General features: G+C 63.9%; 20 protein-coding genes. 6 read left to right on the top strand and 14 right to left on the bottom strand.

Annotation, left to right across the window (positions count from 1 at the left end; translation table 11 throughout):
* Positions 1-10: 10 nt before the first annotated feature.
* The 3 genes from L867_RS0111010 (at position 11) to L867_RS0111000 (ending at position 4905) form a co-directional block, all read left to right on the top strand.
* Positions 11-1309 carry a M16 family metallopeptidase gene (locus tag L867_RS0111010; protein WP_028736933.1) on the top strand — a complete coding sequence of 433 codons (1299 nt, stop codon included), beginning with the start codon at positions 11-13 and terminating at the stop codon, positions 1307-1309.
* 72 nt (positions 1310-1381) lie between these two features.
* Positions 1382-1996, top strand: coding sequence for a GNAT family N-acetyltransferase (locus L867_RS0111005; RefSeq protein ID WP_028736932.1), 615 nt, complete (start codon positions 1382-1384; stop codon positions 1994-1996).
* Positions 1997-2052: 56 nt separating this feature from the next.
* Positions 2053-4905 carry an EAL domain-containing protein gene (locus L867_RS0111000; protein WP_232363920.1) on the top strand — a complete coding sequence of 951 codons (2853 nt, stop codon included), beginning with the start codon at positions 2053-2055 and terminating at the stop codon, positions 4903-4905.
* Between the two features lie 44 nt (positions 4906-4949).
* Here the strand turns inward: L867_RS0111000 and L867_RS0110995 are convergent, their stop codons facing one another.
* Both L867_RS0110995 and L867_RS0110990 read right to left on the bottom strand, forming a co-directional pair.
* Positions 4950-5585 carry a LysE family translocator gene (locus tag L867_RS0110995; protein WP_028736930.1) on the bottom strand — a complete coding sequence of 212 codons (636 nt, stop codon included), beginning with the start codon at positions 5583-5585 and terminating at the stop codon, positions 4950-4952.
* A gap of 108 nt (positions 5586-5693) precedes the next feature.
* Positions 5694-6299 (bottom strand): YqgE/AlgH family protein, encoded by a 606-nt coding sequence (locus tag L867_RS0110990; RefSeq protein ID WP_028736929.1) that lies wholly within the window; start codon positions 6297-6299, stop codon positions 5694-5696.
* 199 nt (positions 6300-6498) lie between these two features.
* Here L867_RS0110990 and L867_RS0110985 point away from each other — a divergent pair, with 199 nt between their 5' ends.
* Both L867_RS0110985 and L867_RS0110980 read left to right on the top strand, forming a co-directional pair.
* Positions 6499-7329 (top strand): protein-disulfide reductase DsbD domain-containing protein, encoded by an 831-nt coding sequence (locus tag L867_RS0110985; protein WP_037173127.1) that lies wholly within the window; start codon positions 6499-6501, stop codon positions 7327-7329.
* 69 nt (positions 7330-7398) lie between these two features.
* Positions 7399-7890, top strand: a complete 492-nt coding sequence (locus L867_RS0110980; protein WP_028736927.1) for a peroxiredoxin — start codon at positions 7399-7401, stop codon at positions 7888-7890.
* 41 nt (positions 7891-7931) lie between these two features.
* Here L867_RS0110980 and L867_RS25065 read toward each other — a convergent pair whose 3' ends face one another.
* The gene (locus L867_RS25065) at positions 7932-8537 is read right to left on the bottom strand and encodes a hypothetical protein (RefSeq protein WP_051438929.1); all 606 of its coding nucleotides are present in this window, start codon (positions 8535-8537) and stop codon (positions 7932-7934) included.
* A 114-nt stretch (positions 8538-8651) separates the two neighbouring features.
* On the opposite strand from L867_RS25065, the gene L867_RS25060 reads away from it, so the two are divergent.
* Positions 8652-9344, top strand: coding sequence for a TetR/AcrR family transcriptional regulator (locus L867_RS25060; RefSeq protein WP_051438928.1), 693 nt, complete (start codon positions 8652-8654; stop codon positions 9342-9344).
* Here L867_RS25060 and L867_RS0110965 read toward each other — a convergent pair.
* The 11 genes from L867_RS0110965 to L867_RS0110915 form a co-directional block, all read right to left on the bottom strand.
* Complete coding sequence (locus L867_RS0110965) at positions 9341-9649, bottom strand: Dabb family protein (protein WP_028736926.1); 309 nt, start codon at positions 9647-9649, stop codon at positions 9341-9343. The genes L867_RS25060 and L867_RS0110965 overlap by 4 nt on opposite strands.
* Positions 9650-9802: 153 nt before the next feature.
* On the bottom strand, positions 9803-10273 hold the full coding sequence (gene rnhA / locus L867_RS0110960; protein WP_028736925.1) for a ribonuclease HI: 471 nt from the start codon (positions 10271-10273) through the stop codon (positions 9803-9805).
* A complete protein-coding gene (locus tag L867_RS0110955) occupies positions 10270-11235 on the bottom strand; it encodes a homoserine kinase (protein WP_028736924.1) in 966 nt (321 codons plus the stop codon). The genes rnhA and L867_RS0110955 overlap by 4 nt, the downstream gene beginning before the upstream one ends.
* Before the next feature lie 141 nt (positions 11236-11376).
* The gene (locus L867_RS0110950) at positions 11377-11811 is read right to left on the bottom strand and encodes a type II toxin-antitoxin system HicB family antitoxin (protein ID WP_028736923.1); all 435 of its coding nucleotides are present in this window, start codon (positions 11809-11811) and stop codon (positions 11377-11379) included.
* Between the two features lie 4 nt (positions 11812-11815).
* The gene (locus L867_RS0110945; protein ID WP_028736922.1) at positions 11816-12004 is read right to left on the bottom strand and encodes a type II toxin-antitoxin system HicA family toxin; all 189 of its coding nucleotides are present in this window, start codon (positions 12002-12004) and stop codon (positions 11816-11818) included.
* Between the two features lie 246 nt (positions 12005-12250).
* Complete coding sequence (gene ispH / locus L867_RS0110940; protein ID WP_028736921.1) at positions 12251-13255, bottom strand: 4-hydroxy-3-methylbut-2-enyl diphosphate reductase; 1005 nt, start codon at positions 13253-13255, stop codon at positions 12251-12253.
* A 2-nt stretch (positions 13256-13257) separates the two neighbouring features.
* Complete coding sequence (locus tag L867_RS0110935; RefSeq protein ID WP_028736920.1) at positions 13258-13623, bottom strand: DUF1304 domain-containing protein; 366 nt, start codon at positions 13621-13623, stop codon at positions 13258-13260.
* 81 nt (positions 13624-13704) lie between these two features.
* A complete protein-coding gene (locus L867_RS0110930; protein WP_028736919.1) occupies positions 13705-14439 on the bottom strand; it encodes an SURF1 family protein in 735 nt (244 codons plus the stop codon).
* Complete coding sequence (locus L867_RS0110925) at positions 14432-14815, bottom strand: DUF983 domain-containing protein (RefSeq protein WP_028736918.1); 384 nt, start codon at positions 14813-14815, stop codon at positions 14432-14434. The genes L867_RS0110930 and L867_RS0110925 overlap by 8 nt, the downstream gene beginning before the upstream one ends.
* Before the next feature lie 193 nt (positions 14816-15008).
* Positions 15009-15887 (bottom strand): cytochrome c oxidase subunit 3, encoded by an 879-nt coding sequence (locus tag L867_RS0110920; protein WP_028736917.1) that lies wholly within the window; start codon positions 15885-15887, stop codon positions 15009-15011.
* Between the two features lie 57 nt (positions 15888-15944).
* The gene (locus L867_RS0110915; protein ID WP_037173124.1) at positions 15945-16547 is read right to left on the bottom strand and encodes a cytochrome c oxidase assembly protein; all 603 of its coding nucleotides are present in this window, start codon (positions 16545-16547) and stop codon (positions 15945-15947) included.
* Positions 16548-16567: the final 20 nt, after the last annotated feature.

Here is a 16567-nt window from a genome sequence, read left to right as displayed (position 1 = left end):
AGACAGATCTATGAATGTTGAGTGTACCCGGCTGCCCTCAGGGTTGACGGTCGTAACCGAGACCATGCCGCATCTGGAAAGCGTGGCGCTCGGGACCTGGATCAAGTCCGGAGCCCGCGACGAGACGGAGGGCGAGCATGGCATCGCCCACCTGCTCGAGCACATGGCCTTCAAGGGCACCAACCGCCGCAGCGCGCGCCAGATCGCCGAGGAAATCGAGAATGTCGGGGGCGAACTCAATGCCGCCACCTCGACCGAGACGACCTCCTACTATGCCCGCATCCTGAAGGACGACGTTCCGCTCGCCGTCGACATCCTGGCCGACATCCTGACCGATTCCGTCTTCGACGAAGAGGAACTGACGCGCGAGAAGCATGTCATCCTGCAGGAAATCGGCGCGGCGAACGACACGCCGGACGACGTGGTGTTCGATCGCTTTTCCGAACTCGCCTATGCCGGCCAGCCGCTCGGCCGGCCGATCCTCGGCACGCCGGACACGGTGCAGTCCTTCACCAGCGCGGAGATCCGCGCCTATCTCGACCGCAACTACACCACCGACCGCATGTTCGTCGTCGCGGCCGGCGCCGTCGATCACGACGCCTTCGTCAAGCAGGTCGAAGATCGCTTCTCGTCGCTCAGAACCCAGCCGGAAGTGAGCCCCGTCACGCAGGCGGCCCGCTATACCGGCGGCGAAGCCCGCGAGGAACGCGACCTGATGGACGCGCAGGTGCTGATCGGCTTCGAGGGCCGCGCCTATCATGCGCGCGACTTCTACGCCTCGCAGATCCTGGCCAACATCCTCGGCGGCGGCATGTCCTCGCGGCTGTTCCAGGAAGTGCGCGAGATCCGCGGCCTCTGCTATTCGATCTATGCCTTCCACTGGGGCTTCTCCGACAGCGGCATCTTCGGCATCCATGCCGCGACCGGCGGGGAAAACCTGCCGGAACTGGTGCCGGTCATCATCGACGAGCTGCGCAAGGCGTCGCAGTCGATCGACATGCAGGAGATCGACCGCTCGCGTGCGCAGGTGCGCGCGCAGCTTTTGATGGGCCAGGAAAGCCCGGCCGCCCGCGCCGGCCAGATCGCCCGCCAGATGATGCTTTACGGCCGCCCGATCTCCAATCCGGAAATGATGGAACGGCTCGCCGGGATCACGCCGCAGCGGCTGACCGACCTTGCCGGACGGCTGTTCTTCGAGACGGCGCCGACGATTTCGGCCATCGGTCCGCTCGAGCACCTGGCCCCGATGCACGAGATTTCCGGCGCGCTTTCGGCCGGTCGCACCGCGTCGTTCAAGGCCGCCGGCTGACGTCGCGCCGGAATTGAACTAGAATTATCGCCAGCGGGCGCGTTCCCGCCGGCTGAGGCTTCAGGGGGTTCGATGACACGTTCGGTCTTTCGGTTTCTGTCGCGGCAGCCGGAAACACCGGACCTCAACAGCGCATCGCATCGCCTGCGCCTGCCACGCTATGACGATTTCGAGCAATGGCACGCGTTGCGCCGCGACAGCCGGGCCTTCCTGCAGCCCTGGGAACCGACCTGGCGGTCGGACGAGCTGACCGAGCGCGCCTTTCGCGCCCGGGTGGTGCGCAACGGTCAGGAATACCATTCCGGTCTGGCCGTTCCGTTCTTCCTGTTTTCCCAGGCCGATCACGCCCTGCTCGGCGGCCTGACCATCGGGCTGATCCGCCGCGGCGCGTCACAGAGCTGCATGATCGGATACTGGATGGGCGAGCGGCATGCCGGCAAGGGCCATATGTTTGCCGCACTTCAAATGGCTATTCCCTATATCTTCGGGGGGCTTGAGTTGCACCGGATCGAAGCAGCCTGTATTCCAGACAACGAGAAAAGTATCCGGCTCCTCGAGAAAGCCGGCTTTGAGCGGGAAGGTCTCTTGCGGGAATATCTGAAAATCAACGGGCAGTGGCGCGACCACGCGATATTATCGCGCTTGAGCGACCGTGCCTCGGGGAACGGGAACAAAGAGAACTCATGACGTCTGACCGGAACAGGCAAGCGGCAGCCGGCCAATGGCTGGCGGCCGTGTTGGCCATGGCGATGCTTGCGTTTGTCGGTCTCTTCTCATCGCTCGCGCTCGCCGCCGAGCCGGTGAAGATCGCCCGCGACGACACGGCGCTCGACCTGACCGCCACGACCGAGATCTACGCGAACCAGGGCAACGCCTTCCAGGTTTCGACGGCAGCCGGCACCGACGGCATCCGCCGCCGCATCGAGGTGCGCGCCTCCTCGCCCGAGCATCAGGGCGACTGGGCGGTGTTCGCGCTGGCCAACGTCTCGGAAGAGCAGCTGGAGCGCGTCATCGTCGCTCCGCATTTCCGCCTCGCCGGCTCGCGCATGTTCTGGCCCGACCTCGGCTCGCAGCGCATCATCTCCATCACGCCGTCGGAGGGCTTTGCCCTCGACCGCGTGCCGAGCCCTGACGCCGACGTCTTCCGCATCACGCTCAACCCGGGCTCCGTCATCACCTTCGTCGCCGAACTCGCGACGCCCAACCTGCCGCAGATCTATCTGTGGGAGCCGGACGCCTACAAGGACACGGTCAACGCGTTCACCCTCTATCGGGGCATCGTGCTCGGCATTGCCGGCCTGCTGGCGGTGTTCCTGACCATCCTGTTCGTCGTCAAGGGCACGTCGATGCTGCCGGCCGCGGCGGCGCTCGCCTGGGCCGTGCTCGCCTATATCTGCGTAGACTTCGGCTTCCTCGAAAAGCTGATCAGCATCACCTCGAGCGACCAGCGCATGTGGCGCGCGGGCGCGGAGGTGGCGCTCGCCTCGAGCCTCGTCATCTTCCTCTTCACCTATCTCAATCTGAACCGCTGGCATGTCCATCTCGGCTATGCGACCTTCGCCTGGATCCTCGGCCTTGCCCTGCTGTTCGGCGTGGCGATCTACGATCCCTCGATCGCCGCAGGCATCGCCCGGCTTTCCTTCGCGCTGACCGCGACCGCCGGCATCGCGCTGATCTTCTATCTCGGCTTCAACCGCTATGACCGCGCCATCCTGCTGATCCCGACCTGGGCGCTGATCCTCGTCTGGCTGTTCGGCGGCTGGCTGACCGTTACCGGCCGGCTCGACAACGATATCATCCAGCCGGCGCTCGGCGGCGGCCTGGTGCTGATCGTGCTTCTGATCGGCTTCACCGTCATGCAGCACGCCTTTGCCGGCGGCGCCTACCAGCAGGGCCTGTTCTCCGACCTCGAACGCCAATCGTTGGCGCTCACCGGTTCGGGCGACACGGTCTGGGACTGGGACGTGGCCCGCGACCGGGTCGTTACCAGCCCCGACATTTCCTTCCGCCTCGGCCTGCAGCCGGGCACGATGCACGGCCCGGCGCGCAACTGGCTGCCGAGGCTGCATCCCGACGACCGCGACCGCTTCCGCGCCACGCTCGACGTGCTGCTGGAACACCGCAAGGGCCGCCTCAACCACGAATTCCGCATCCGCGCCGAAGACGGCCATTTCCATTGGCTGAAGATCCGCGCCCGGCCGGTGCTCGGCTCGAACGGCGAGGTCATCCGCTGCGTCGGCACGATCATCGACGTGACCGAGCAGAAGAACTCGATCGACCGGCTGCTGGTCGATGCCATGCATGACAACCTGACCGGCCTGCCCAACCGCGAGGTCTTCCTCGACCGGCTGCAGTCGGTTCTGACGCTGGCAAGCGGCACGGAGACCGTCCGTCCGACCGTCATGGCGATCGACATCGACCGCTACAAGCAGGTGAACGACAGTCTCGGCATCGCCGCCGGCGACAATATCCTGATCGCGCTGACGCGGCGGCTGCGCCGCCTGATGAAGCCGCAGGACACGCTGGCGCGGCTCTCCGGCGACGAGTTCGGCCTGATCCTCGTTTCGGAACGCGATCCGGCCAAGATCGCCGACTTCGCCGATGCCGTATCGAAGGCGATCATGGTGCCGATCAACTTCGCCAATCGCGAGATCATCCTGACCGCTTCGATCGGCCTGGTTTCCTGGGTCGACCAGCAGGAAAACGCCGCCGGCCTTCTGTCCGACGCCGAGCTTGCCATGTACCGCGCCAAGCGATCGGGCGGCAACCGGGTCGAGCCCTTCCGCCCCGCCTTCCGCGGCGCCGGCACCGACCGCCTGCAGCTCGAGACAGACCTTCGCCGCGCCATCGAGCGCAAGGAGCTGTCGATGGTCTACCAGCCGATCGTGCGTCTCGCCGACGGCGAGGTGGCAGGCTTCGAGGCGCTGATGCGCTGGGACCACCCCAAGCGCGGCAATGTGCCGCCATCGGAATTCATCCCCATTGCGGAGATGTCGGATCTGATCGAGCCGCTCGGCATGTTCGCGCTGGAAAAGGCGACCAGCGACCTGATGGAATGGGAACGGCAGACGGGCGAGATCCCGGTCTTCGTCTCGGTCAACCTGTCGAGCGCCCAGCTTCTGTCGAGCGAACTCTACACCGATGTCCGCGCCATGCTGACGAAGACGCAGTGCGATCCGCACCGCATCAAGCTGGAACTCACCGAGAGCGTGGTGATGGAGAACCCGGAACAGGCGCGCCTGGTGCTCGCCAAGCTCAAGGAGACCGGCATTTCGCTGGCGCTCGACGACTTCGGCACCGGCTATTCCTCGCTCGCCTACCTGACCCGCTTCCCCTTCGACACCATCAAGCTCGACAAGGCACTGGTCAACGACCGCTCCGACAAGCGCGCCGTGCTGCTCAAATCGGTCATCGCCATGGCCTGCGGGCTGGAGATGCAGGTGGTGGCCGAAGGCATCGAGAGCGACGCCGATGCGGAGGAACTGGCCAAGCTCGGCTGCGATTTCGGCCAGAGCTACCTGTTCGGTGCCCCGCTCGGCGCGGAATCGGTGCAGCGGCTGCTGAAGGAACGCTTTCCGCTGACCAAGCGGGCTTGAGGGGCAAAACGCTCAACTGCGCTGGCCCTTATGTGCGCCGCCCTTCAGGTGCGCTGAAAGGCGACATGCAGGCCAAGGCTCACCAGGACCGCGCCGCCTGCCCTTTGCAGATTGCGCTGCAATGAGGAGACCCGCGACAGTCTCTTCGTGATCGCACCAGCGGCCATGACGCAGGCGATGTCGGCAACCGTGAACATCGCATTGACCACCATGCCGAGAATCAGGAACTGCAGCCAGACGGGAAAACCTGCCTTCGCATCGATGAATTGCGGCAGGAAGGCCAAGAAGAAAATCGCCGTCTTCGGATTGAGCACTTCGACCAGCATGCTTTCGACGAATGCGCGGCGGGCCGATTTCCGCGCCTGCACAACCTCGCTCGCGCCGGTGGCCGTCCGGGCAGCGAGAAACATGCGAAAGCCAAGATAGATCAAGTAGGCCGCGCCTGCGAGCTTCACCCCCAGATAGAGCGTCGGCACAAGGTGGAAGAGGATCGACAGTCCTGCGGCCGCCGCGACCACATGCACATAGCAGCCGACGTGGATGCCGAACACCGCCATCAACCCCGCCCGGCGATCCGCCGCCAGCGTCCGGGCCGCGACATAGAGCATGGCCGGACCCGGAATGAAGGCGAAGACCGCGGTGGTGACGAAGAAGGCGATGAGGATGTCGACGGAGGGCATGGGATGGACCTCGGGGAAGTGTCGGACCACGACGGTCCTTATCACCGACAATGACCGCCCGCGCCAACGCGTGCAAGCGCGAATGATTGCAGCCTATCCGTCTTTCCTTCAGGCGTGGCCTGCTTCCATCGACAGCATGGCCGGGCTGACGCCCATCAGGGCCAAAGCTCGATCATATTTGTTGTCGAGCGAGCGGTCGAAGATCAGGTCCTCGGTTGCCCCGCAATTCAGCCAGCCATTGTTGGCCAGTTCCAATTCGAGCTGGCCCGGACCCCAGCCGGCATAGCCGAGCAGCATGGTGGCGCGGCGCGGGCTGCGGCCCTCGGAAATCGCCCGGACGATGTCGAGCGTTGCAGTCAGCGAAATGTCATCGCTGACCGGGATGCTGCTGTCGCTGGTATAGTCGTCGCTGTGCAGCACGAAACCGCGGCCGGTCTCGACCGGGCCGCCGTTCTGGATGGGGAAATCGCGGGCGTGCTGGGGCAGCATGATCGCATCGGTCTTGTCGATCAGGCCAAGATGCAGAAGCACGTCGGCAAAGGTCACCGGCTGCGACCTGTTGATGATGAAGCCCATGGCGCCGGCCGGCGAATGGGCGCAGATGTAGACGACCGAGCGGGCAAAGTTGTCATCGGCTATGCCCGGCATGGCGATCAGCAGCTGGCCGTCGAGAAAGCCCCGTTCGCGATCCTTTTTCAGCGTCGAGAAAGCCATATTCCACCCTCCACTGGCCCGGAGCGGGGCGCTGGTACGAGACCGGATGGTCCAGCGCGCATCCCGTCTGTTCAACAGAAGATGGGGCAGGAACGCCGATCAATCAACTAAAAATGATCCCGGTCCCGCAAGCGTTACTGGTGGAGCGGCGAGGCTTGGGCTAAACGGCTGGACCATGATGTGTCCCGAGCCTGCGAAAATGCGCCGACCTTTCCTCGCCCTGATTGCACTGAGCGGAGCCCTGCTCGGCTTCGTTGCCGCTGCAAGGGCGGAGAGCAGCGATTGGGCGCTGAACGAGGGCGGCCGCATGCGCCTCGTCGTGCTGCCGGCGGATGCGGACGGCAAGCGCGCCGCCGCCTTGCAGATCGAACCGTCGCCCGGCTGGATCACCTATTGGCGAGAGCCCGGCGATGCAGGCATACCGCCCTCCATCACCCTTGCGCCGGGCAGCGGCTATACGCTGAGCGACATCGGCTATCCCGTGCCGAAGCGGATCGACAATGGCGACCTGCGCGACATCGGCTATGACGCGCCGGTGACCCTGCCGCTGGTGCTCTCGGGGCCTGCCGGTGGTTCGTCTTCCGGCGAATTGAAGGCCTCCGTCTTCATCGGCCTCTGCCGCAATATCTGCATTCCCTTCCAGGCCGAATTCCAGCTGTCGCTGACGCTCAGCGAAACGGCAAAGGCCGAGGAGGCGGAGATCGTGGCCGCGGCACGCAAGACCCTGCCCGAGGCCCCCTCCCCGAATTTTTCGGTCCAGTCGCATGCACTGTCGAGCGACGGCAAGCAGCTGTCGCTGACGCTGACCGTGCCCGAAGGGACCACTCCGGACGGTGCCGAGATCTTCGTCACGGGTCCGAGCGGCCATGTCTTTTTCGGCGACGGCGAGCGCCGGCTCGAAGGCAATGCGCTCACCGCCGCCCTGCCGATCAGCGGGCTGCCGCGCAAGTACGACATCCATGGCAAGCGCTGGGGTCTGCTGGTCAAGGCCGGCGGGCGGGCCATGGAAACCACCCTTGCCTTTGACTAGCGTCAATCTATATTTCGCCGCGAACGGCGCGCCGAACCCGGCCCGCCCGAAACCAGCGAGGAGAATTCCATGACCATCGCAATCGGCGACCGCCTGCCCGAGGCTACCTTCAAGGAGAAGACGGCGGACGGCGCGGTCGAGCTTTCGACCGACGATCTGTTCAAGGGCAAGCGGGTCGTGCTGTTCGCCGTGCCGGGCGCCTTCACCCCGACCTGCACGCTCAACCACCTTCCGGGCTACCTGGAAAACCGCGACGCGATCCTCTCCCGCGGCGTCGACGACATCGCAGTGATCTCGGTCAACGACTGGCACGTCATGGGCGCCTGGGCGCAGCAGAGCGGCGGCATGGGCAAGATCCACTTCCTCGCCGACTGGAACGCCGCCTTCACCAAGGCCCTCGGCCTCGACGCCGACCTCTCGGCCGGCGGGCTCGGCGTGCGCTCGAAGCGCTATTCCATGCTGGTCGATGATGGCGTGGTGAAGTCGCTCAACGTCGAGGAGAACCCCGGCCAGGCGACCGTCTCGGCGGCCGCGGCGATGCTGGAACAGCTGAACGGCTGAGGCAGACGAAGCTGCAAACGCCCCGCCGCAGCTGCGGGGCGTCACGCCCTAAGAACCTGCCGACGCATCCGAACCCAGGCCAGTATGCGAATGACAAGCGCAGCCGCGATCAGCAGCATGGCCGGCCAATAGGCCGGGTCGATCGCCGCGCGGCGGCCGAAGGCGACGGCAAAGGAAAGCCAGATATACCATGCGCCCACCCGATGCAGCAGCGACCAGGCACGCGTGCCGATCAAGGCCGAGGCGCGGTCGAACGAGGTGGCCGCCATGGCGGCGATGAACAGATAGGCGAGACCGCCGGTCACCACCATGGACATGTTCGTCACCTGCCAGAAGGCAACCGGATCCAGCCGCGCGAAGGCGACGATGGCTACAAGATGCAGGCCGTGAGACACGGCAAAAGCCAGTCCGAGATAGCGGCGATTCCGCCTCTGCCAGCTGGTTAGCCAGCCCGGAAAGACCCGGACCATGGCCGAGGCCACGAATGCCATCAGGAATAGCAGCAGGGAGGTGCGGGCCGTTCCACGGATGATCAGGCGCGCGGCCGCCACCACATCATCCAGAAAGATAAACGGCACCAGCACCGCGGTGAGAAGAATGATGGTGATAGTGAGGGTCAGACGACCTCCTTCGAACAGATATCGCATGTGTTCCGCGCTCCTTGGTTCATTGAATGTAAGCAATGATTACATGTAAAGTTTCCTTCATCAAGGGATGTAAGCACCGCTTACGAAATCGTGATCACGTGCTAGGATGAAATCATGACGAATCGCAATGCCTCTCCGCGCGAGGCCGGAGCATCCGGGCGCTATCACCACGGCAATTTGGTCGAGGCGCTGATTGCCGCCACAATCGAGCTGATCGAGGAAAAAGGCGTCGAGAACGTCTCCGTACGTGACGTCGCCCGAAAGGCTGGTGTGTCGTCCGGTGCGCCGTTCCGACATTTCGCCAGCAAGACCGCTCTGCTCACGGCCGTCGCCGAGCAAGCCATCTCGCGACTGACCGCAGCCGTGGCGGATGCTTTGGCCGAGGCGGGCGAGCGCTCCCCGCTGGAACAATTGCGCGCCATCGGGCGCGGCTATCTGCGCTGGGCGACGGAGAACCCGACGCATTTCCAGATCGTCAGTTCACGGACACTGATCGACTTCCAGTCGTCGGCGCGGCTGGTCGACGAAAACGAGGCCATCCGCCTGCTGATGGTCGACCTGATCGACCGTGCCCGCAGTTGCGGCGAGCTCTCCCCCGACATCGACGCCGACGACCTGATGGTGACATTGCGCGGCTTCGCCTACGGCCTTGCCCGGCTGTGGATCGACGGCCATTATCCCGAATGGCAGGTGCGACGACCGCCGGAAGAGCAGATGGTGCGTTCGCTCGACCTGTTCATGGACAGGCTGCGAAGAGATCCGGGGCACTCCAGGCCCCGCGTCGATTTGGACGGTGACCCCGGCTAGATTTCCATGTCGAAGACGAGCACGCCGGACAGCCCGCCGTCGGTCGCCTTGACGATGCGGTCGCCGGCGACGACGTGGTCGGGGTGCTTGAGATAATAGTCCCGCACCATGGCGTCCTCGAACGTGATGATGAAGCCGTCGAGATAACCGCCGTTCAGGCCCTCCGGCGAGACATTCGGGCCGAACTTGACGTCCAGCATGCCCGGAACGACGTCTTTCAGCGCCGCAATGCTGTCATAGATCGCCTGCTTCTCGGCCTCTTGTGTCGCCGCCTTGAAGCGCAGGAACACGCAGTGCTGGATCATGATGTGTCTCTCCCTGTGTGGTCTTTTGCCAAAGCAGGATAGGGCCAACGGGCGAGATGACAAGGCGGGAAAGCGAGGCTATGCCCGAACACGGGAGAAGGTGCAGATCCAGACGACCGCTCGTCACTCAAGACCGGGCAACAACGCCTGCCCTCACCGGCCCTGCATCAGGGCGCGCCCGAGATTGGGTTTCTTGAAGGGTTCCATGCCCTTGCGGGCAAGCTCGTCGGCGCGTTCGTTCTCCGGGTGGCCGGCATGGCCCTTGACCCAGTGCCACTTGACCTTGTGGCTCTGGTTGGCGACGTCGAGCTGTTGCCAGAGTTCGCCGTTCTTGACGGGCTTCTTGTCGGCCGTCCTCCAGCCGTTTTTCTTCCAGCCGAAGATCCACTTCGAGATACCGTCCATCACATATTTGCTGTCGGTATAGAGGTCAATCTCGCACGGCGTCTTGAGGGCCGAAAGCGCAGAGATCGCCGCCATCAGTTCCATGCGGTTGTTGGTCGTGTCGGCCTCGCCGCCGAAGAGTTCCTTTTCGGTCTCGCCATAGCGCAGGACTGCCCCCCAGCCGCCCGGACCGGGATTTCCCGAACAGGCGCCGTCCGTGTAGATATCGACATGCTTCATGGGGTGAGCCCGTATTCGGCGCTGGTCGCCACCTGCCGGTGGAAGCGCAGTTTCTTCAGGTATTCGAGCGGGTCCTTCTTGACCACCAGGGCGCCGGCCGGCGTGGTCAGCCAGTCGTAGAGCCGGGTCAGGAAGAAGCGCAGGGCCGAGCCGCGCGACAGGATGGGCAGGGCTTCGATCTCGGCCGTGGAGAGCGGACGCACGGACTGGTAGCCCTCGATCATCGCCATGCCCTTGGTGATGTTGTAGGCGCCGTCCTTCTCGAAGCACCAGGCATTGAGGCAGATCGACAGGTCGTAGACGAGGAAGTCGTTGCAGGCGAAATAGAAGTCGATCAGGCCGGACAGTTCGTCGCCGAGGAAGAAGACGTTGTCGGGAAAGAGGTCGGCATGGATGACGCCTTGCGGCAGGTCCGCCGGCCAGTGCGCCGCCAGAAAGGCCAGTTCATTGCCGACCTCGGCTTCGAGCCCGGTCTCGACCTCGTCGGCGCGGTCCTTTGATTTCGCCCAGAGCGTCTTCCAGCCGTCGAGCGACAGCGCGTTGGGACGCTTGAGGTCAAAACCTTCGCCGGCCACATGCATGGCGGCCAGCGCGCGGCCGACTTCCCGGCAATGCTTCGCCTCGGGCTTGCGCAGCCACATGCCTTCGAGGAAGGAGATCAGCGCCGCCGGGCGGCCGGAAAGCTCGCCCAGCAGCGCGCCGTCCTTGCGCGGCAGCGGCAGCGGGCAGGAAAGGCCGCGATCGGCGAGATGGTGCATGAGGCCGAGGAAGAACGGCAAGTCGTTCTTTTCCACGCGCTTCTCGTACAGCGTCAGGATCAGCGGCGCCTTGGACGTGTGCAGCAGGAAGTTGGAGTTCTCGACCCCTTCGGCAATGCCCTTGTAGGACAGGAGTTCACCGGCGTCGTACTGCTGGAGAAAGGCCTTGAGGTCGATTTCGTTGATGTCGGTGTAGACTGCCACGTCAAAAATTCCCGCGCTGCGTTCTCTGTGCCGCCGATGATAGCGCAAGCCATACAGCGGGGGAAAACGGAGTGCCAGTGCCGAGGGAGAAATGGGCACAGGAAATGGAGGCGGGGCGCGAGGGGTGCTTGGCGGTGTGGGCTAGGCGGAAAGGGCATAGCCGCGAATATTGCCGGAGTTTTCCTCGCCTCTCGTCTGGCGCAAAGCAGCCTGGGCGAGAAATCCAGACCGGGTCAGCCCATGGGCTTCAGCGTAAGCATCGATTTCCCGCAAGACATCCTCCGGCAGAGTGATATTCAGCCGCACGGCCTTCTTTGCCGCAGACCTCAGGGGAATGAGAACCGCCACGGCCTCCCTGTGGGCCGGATCGCTCATAATCGCCTCAAGCGAAGACGGTTCAGGAATCGCCTCGCCATCCTCGATCATGCCTTCGACATGCAGAACCAGAGCCTCCTCAGCCATCCGTCGCGCATCATCGAGATCGGTTCCAGCCGTCACCACACCGGGGAAATCGGGAAAGGAGACGCCGAAATCGCTGTCTACGTCCTTGTGGATCAAGCCGATGTAGTGCTGCATGCCGTTACCTCAATTTCAGACCCGATTGCTTCTCGATACTCTTCAGCGTGCCGAGTGGGATATCACGCTTCGGGTGGGGAACTGTAACGCGTCCGGGCTTTTCAGGATGCTTGAACTGGTGATGGCTGCCCTTGGTCGCGACCAGGAGCCAGCCGTCACGTTGCAGGGCCGAGATCACGTCCGCGCTTCTCATGCGGACCTTTATACACATTTTGTGTGTATTTATCAAGTTGGCTGTTGTTCGTGGCAGTGCCAGCGCTTCGCTAAGGCTCAGCGCGTTCGACGCTAGAAACGATTCGCCGGATCGATTGCTCGGGTCTCGTCGAATGGGATATGCGGAAAGGTATCCCGGCCCGTCGCTTTAGGCTCCGGGCGTTCGTCACTGCAATCGATTCACTGGATCGATTGCTCGGGCGTGCCTTGCACGCCCGACCGTTCCTCACCCATTCACCCAGGCCATGTCGTCGTGGGTGAGTTCGATGTCGCGCAGTTCGCGGTTGACGAGGAAATGCTCGTTCTCGATCGAGAATTCGGCAAGCTCGATGGTCGCGGCGTAGCGGTCCTTAAAGGCCTCGATGATCTCGTTGACGATCACTTCCGGGGCGGAGGCGCCGGCAGACAGGCCGAGCGTGCCGATCGGGCCGATGTCGTCCCAGTCGATCTCCGCGGCGCGCTGCACCAACAGCGAGCGTTTCGCTCCCGCCTTGAGCGCCACTTCGACGAGACGCTTGGAGTTGGACGAATTGGGGGCGCCGACGATGATGAACAAGTCGCAGCCGGGGGCCGCCTGCTTGACCGCCTCCTGGCGGTTGGTGGTCGCATAGCAGATGCTGTCGGCCGAGGGCGCCGTCAGATTGGGGAAGCGCTCCTGCAGGCGCTTGATGACGCCGGCGGTGTCGTCGACCGAGAGCGTCGTCTGGGTGACATAGCCGAGATTGTCGGCATCGACCGGCTCGTAGCGGTCGGCGTCCTCGATCGTCTCGATCAGCGACACCGAGCCTTCGGGCAGTTGTCCCATGGTGCCGATGACTTCCGGGTGGCCGGCATGGCCGATCAGCACGACATGGCGGCCAAGGCGCTGGTGACGCATCGCCTGCTTGTGAACCTTGGAGACCAGCGGGCAGGTCGCGTCGAGATAGAAGAGATTGCGCGCCTGGGCATCCGCCGGCACGGATTTCGGTACGCCATGGGCGGAGAAGACGACCGGCTTCTCGCGGTGCTCGGCGGGGATCTCGTCCAGTTCCTCGACGAAGACCGCGCCCTTGGCCTCCAGCCCCTCGACCACATAACGATTGTGGACGATCTCGTGGCGCACATAGACCGGGGCGCCGAAGCCCTTGAGCGCCAGGACGACGATCTGGATGGCGCGGTCGACGCCGGCGCAAAAGCCGCGCGGGCCGCACAGGCGGATCGTCAGGGGTGGTCGGGACACGGTCTCATTCATCATCAGGCAGCCAGCAGGACAAGGATCAAGGCGAGCACGGCGGGAAGCGCCTGAATGTAGAGGATCTTCCGCGATGCCGTCACGCTTCCATATAGGCCGGCGACGAAGACGCAGCCAAGGAAAAACAGCTTCAGCTGGAAGGCGAAATCGGGGTTCGGCTGGGCAAGCGCCCAGAACAGCCCGAGCGCCAGGAAGCCGTTGTAGAGGCCCTGATTGGCGGCGAGCACCTTGGTCGCCTCGGCCTGCGGCAGCTTCATGCCGAAGGCTTTCAGGCCGGCGGGCCTGGTCCACAGGAACATTTCCAGCACCAGAATATAGACATGTTCAAGCGCCACCAGGGCGACCAGCAGATCGGCAATCAGTTTCATCAGTCCTCCTTGGGCGCCCCGGACGCGCCGCACTTAAGAACAGGCCGGCGAGGCATTGTGCGCCCCGCCCCGCCTGCGGGTTCAGGTCTTGCGGCGAAAGACCGCGTAGAGGACGACGCCGGCAAGCGCCAGCGCCAGTCCATACCAGGTGATCGCATATTGCAGGTGGCTGTTGGGCAGGTCGATCTCGGTCACCCCGCCTTCCGGCATGCCGCCCGGAACCGGGGTCGCGTCGGCATCGAGGAAGAAGGGCAGCACCTTGTCGGCCGCAAGCCCGGTGCTGGCCGCCATGCGGTCGAGGTCCTTCCAGTAGAAGACGTTCTTGCCCTCGTCATTGTCCGGCACCAGCGAGGACGGCTTTTCGCTCAGCCGGGCGCGGGCCAGCCCCTCGACCGATTGCGGACCGACCAGCAGCCCCTCGGGGCGCTTCGCGGGTTCTTTCAGTTCATAGGGCACGAAGCCGCGGTTGACGAACAGGTAGCGGCCGTCTGCCAGCTGGAGCGGCGTGTAGACGTAGAAGCCGGCGCGACCGCGGAAGGTGGCGAGAAAATGCCGCTCCTTGTCGTTGAGATAGGTGCCTTCGGCCTCCGCTGCCCGGTAATCGACGTCGCCGCCCTTGGCCAGGACCGCCTCGATGCCGGCCAGATCGAGGGGGGCTGCGTTGCGGCGCACCTCGATGTCGGCGATCAGCGCCTCCTTCCAATGGAGCCGCTTTACCTGCCAGGTGCCGAGCGACAGCAGGATCGCCATCGCGGCGGCAACCGCCACGACGGTGAAGACGAGCCGGACAGGGCCGCGGCGCGTCGTCTCAGCCATGGTCGATCGTCCCCTGGGACGCCTTGTTGCGGTATTGCAGGGCGATCAGCATCGCCTTGATGGTGCGCAAGAGCCACAGCGAGACGATGATCGCCATCGGGCCGAACAGGACGAAATGCAGCCAGACGGGCGGCTGGTAGGTCAGTTCGGTCCAGACCGCGAGACCGACCACGAGGAAGTCGGCGAGCAGGATGACGAAGATCGCCGGGCCGTCGCCGGAGTCGGCGAAGGAATAGTCGAGGCCGCAATTGCTGCAGCGTGGCTTGACCTTGGAGTAGCCGTCGAACAGGCGACCCTGGCCGCAGCGCGGGCACGAGGCGGTCAGTCCGGCCTTGACCGGATCGACCGGCGCGAAATGGGCGTTGTCCTCGTTCATGATCTTCCTTTCAGCTGCGCGTTGACCGGCCTTGCCGCCACCAGCCGCGATATCCTGATCCTGGCTTATACGCCCCGATCGACGAACGGCAAATGCGTCGTGGCTTTGCCTTGCGGTAGAGGACGGCTGTCCCCGGCTACAAAAAAAGCGGCACCCGCAGGTGCCGCCTGTGTCTCTTGCCGTCTCGTCCGGATCAACCGTGGGCGAGCGGTGCGCCCCAGCCACCCCAGACATAGATGGTGAAGAACAGGAAGAGCCAGACCACGTCGACGAAGTGCCAGTACCAGGCGGCGGCTTCGAGGCCGAAATGCTGCTTCGGGGTGAAATCGCCCTTCATCGCGCGCAGCAGGCAGACCGTCAGGAAGATCGTGCCGACGAGCACGTGGAAACCGTGGAAGCCGGTCGCCATGAAGAAGGTCGCACCATAGATGCTTTCCTTGAAGCCGAACGGGGCGTGGGCATATTCGTAGGCCTGAACGGCCGAGAACAGGACGCCGAGCACGACCGTCAGCACCAGACCGCTGACCAGACCCTTGCGGTCATTGTGCAGCATCGCGTGATGGGCCCAGGTGAGCGTCGTGCCCGACAGCAGCAGGATGATGGTGTTGTAGAGCGGCAGGTGCCAGGGATCGAGGACTTCGATGCCCTGCGGCGGCCAGTGGCCGCCGGTGAACTCGACGCGGCTCGCCTGGATCGCTTCGTTGGCGAACAGGCTGGCATCGAAGAAGGCCCAGAACCAGGCGACGAAGAACATCACTTCGGAAGCGATGAACATGATCATGCCATAGCGCAGGTGCAGCGACACGACGCGGGTATGGGCGCCTTCGTGGGCTTCCTTGATGGTGTCCGACCACCAGCCGATCATCGTGTAGAGGACGATGGCCAGGCCGATATAGAACAGCCAAGGATTGGCCAGTTCGAGACCGAACATCTTGAACGATCCGCCCGACAGATAGCGCATGTAAGCCACGCCGCCGAAGGTAAGGATGAAGGCGCCGATCGAGGCCAGAAGCGGCCAGGGGCTCGGATCGATGATGTGGTAGTCGTGATTCTTCTGATGCGCTTCGGCCATGTCAGCAATCCCCGAATGTCAAATTTCCTTAGAGCCCGGCGGACCGGACCCCTCCTCTCACAGTTTCGGCTGTCCCTTGTCACCCTGCTGCGGCAGCGATGCCACAGGCTTCTCCCCCTCATGCGGATAGAAGGTGTAGGACAGCGTAATCGTTCCGATGTCCTTCGTCTCGGCGGCCTCGACAATGGCCGGATCGATGAAGAAGACCACCGGCATTTCCAGGCTTTCGCCGGGCTTCAGCTCGGTTTCGGTGAAGCAGAAGCATTCGACCTTGTTGAAATAGGCCGCCGCTTCCATCGGCGTCACGTTGAAGATCGCCTGACCCGTGGTCGCAACCGGAGAACGGTTGGTGGCGGTATAGTTGATCTGCACCGTCTCGCCGATCTTCGGCGTGATAGACCGGTCGACCGGCTTGAATTCCCAGTTGAGGCCCGAAGACACATTGGCGTCGAACGTCACCTTGATCGACTTGTCGAGGATCACATCGGAGACCTGCTCGACGCGCTGCGTCGTGCCGTTATAGCCGGTCACCTGGCAGAACAGCCGATAGAGCGGAACCGACGCGAAGGAAACGCCGAGCATGCAGCCGACGAAAACAACGCAGGCAACCAGGATCCTCGCGTTGCCGCGCGGTGTCGCCGTCGTTTCGTTGCCTGTCATCGCCACGCGCGTCTCCCCTG

The sequence above is a fragment of the Paenirhizobium selenitireducens ATCC BAA-1503 genome (assembly GCF_000518785.1).
GTDB lineage: Bacteria > Pseudomonadota > Alphaproteobacteria > Rhizobiales > Rhizobiaceae > Allorhizobium > Allorhizobium selenitireducens.
Note: the sequence above shows the minus strand (reverse complement) of the source record. Positions and strands in the feature narration are given on the sequence as shown.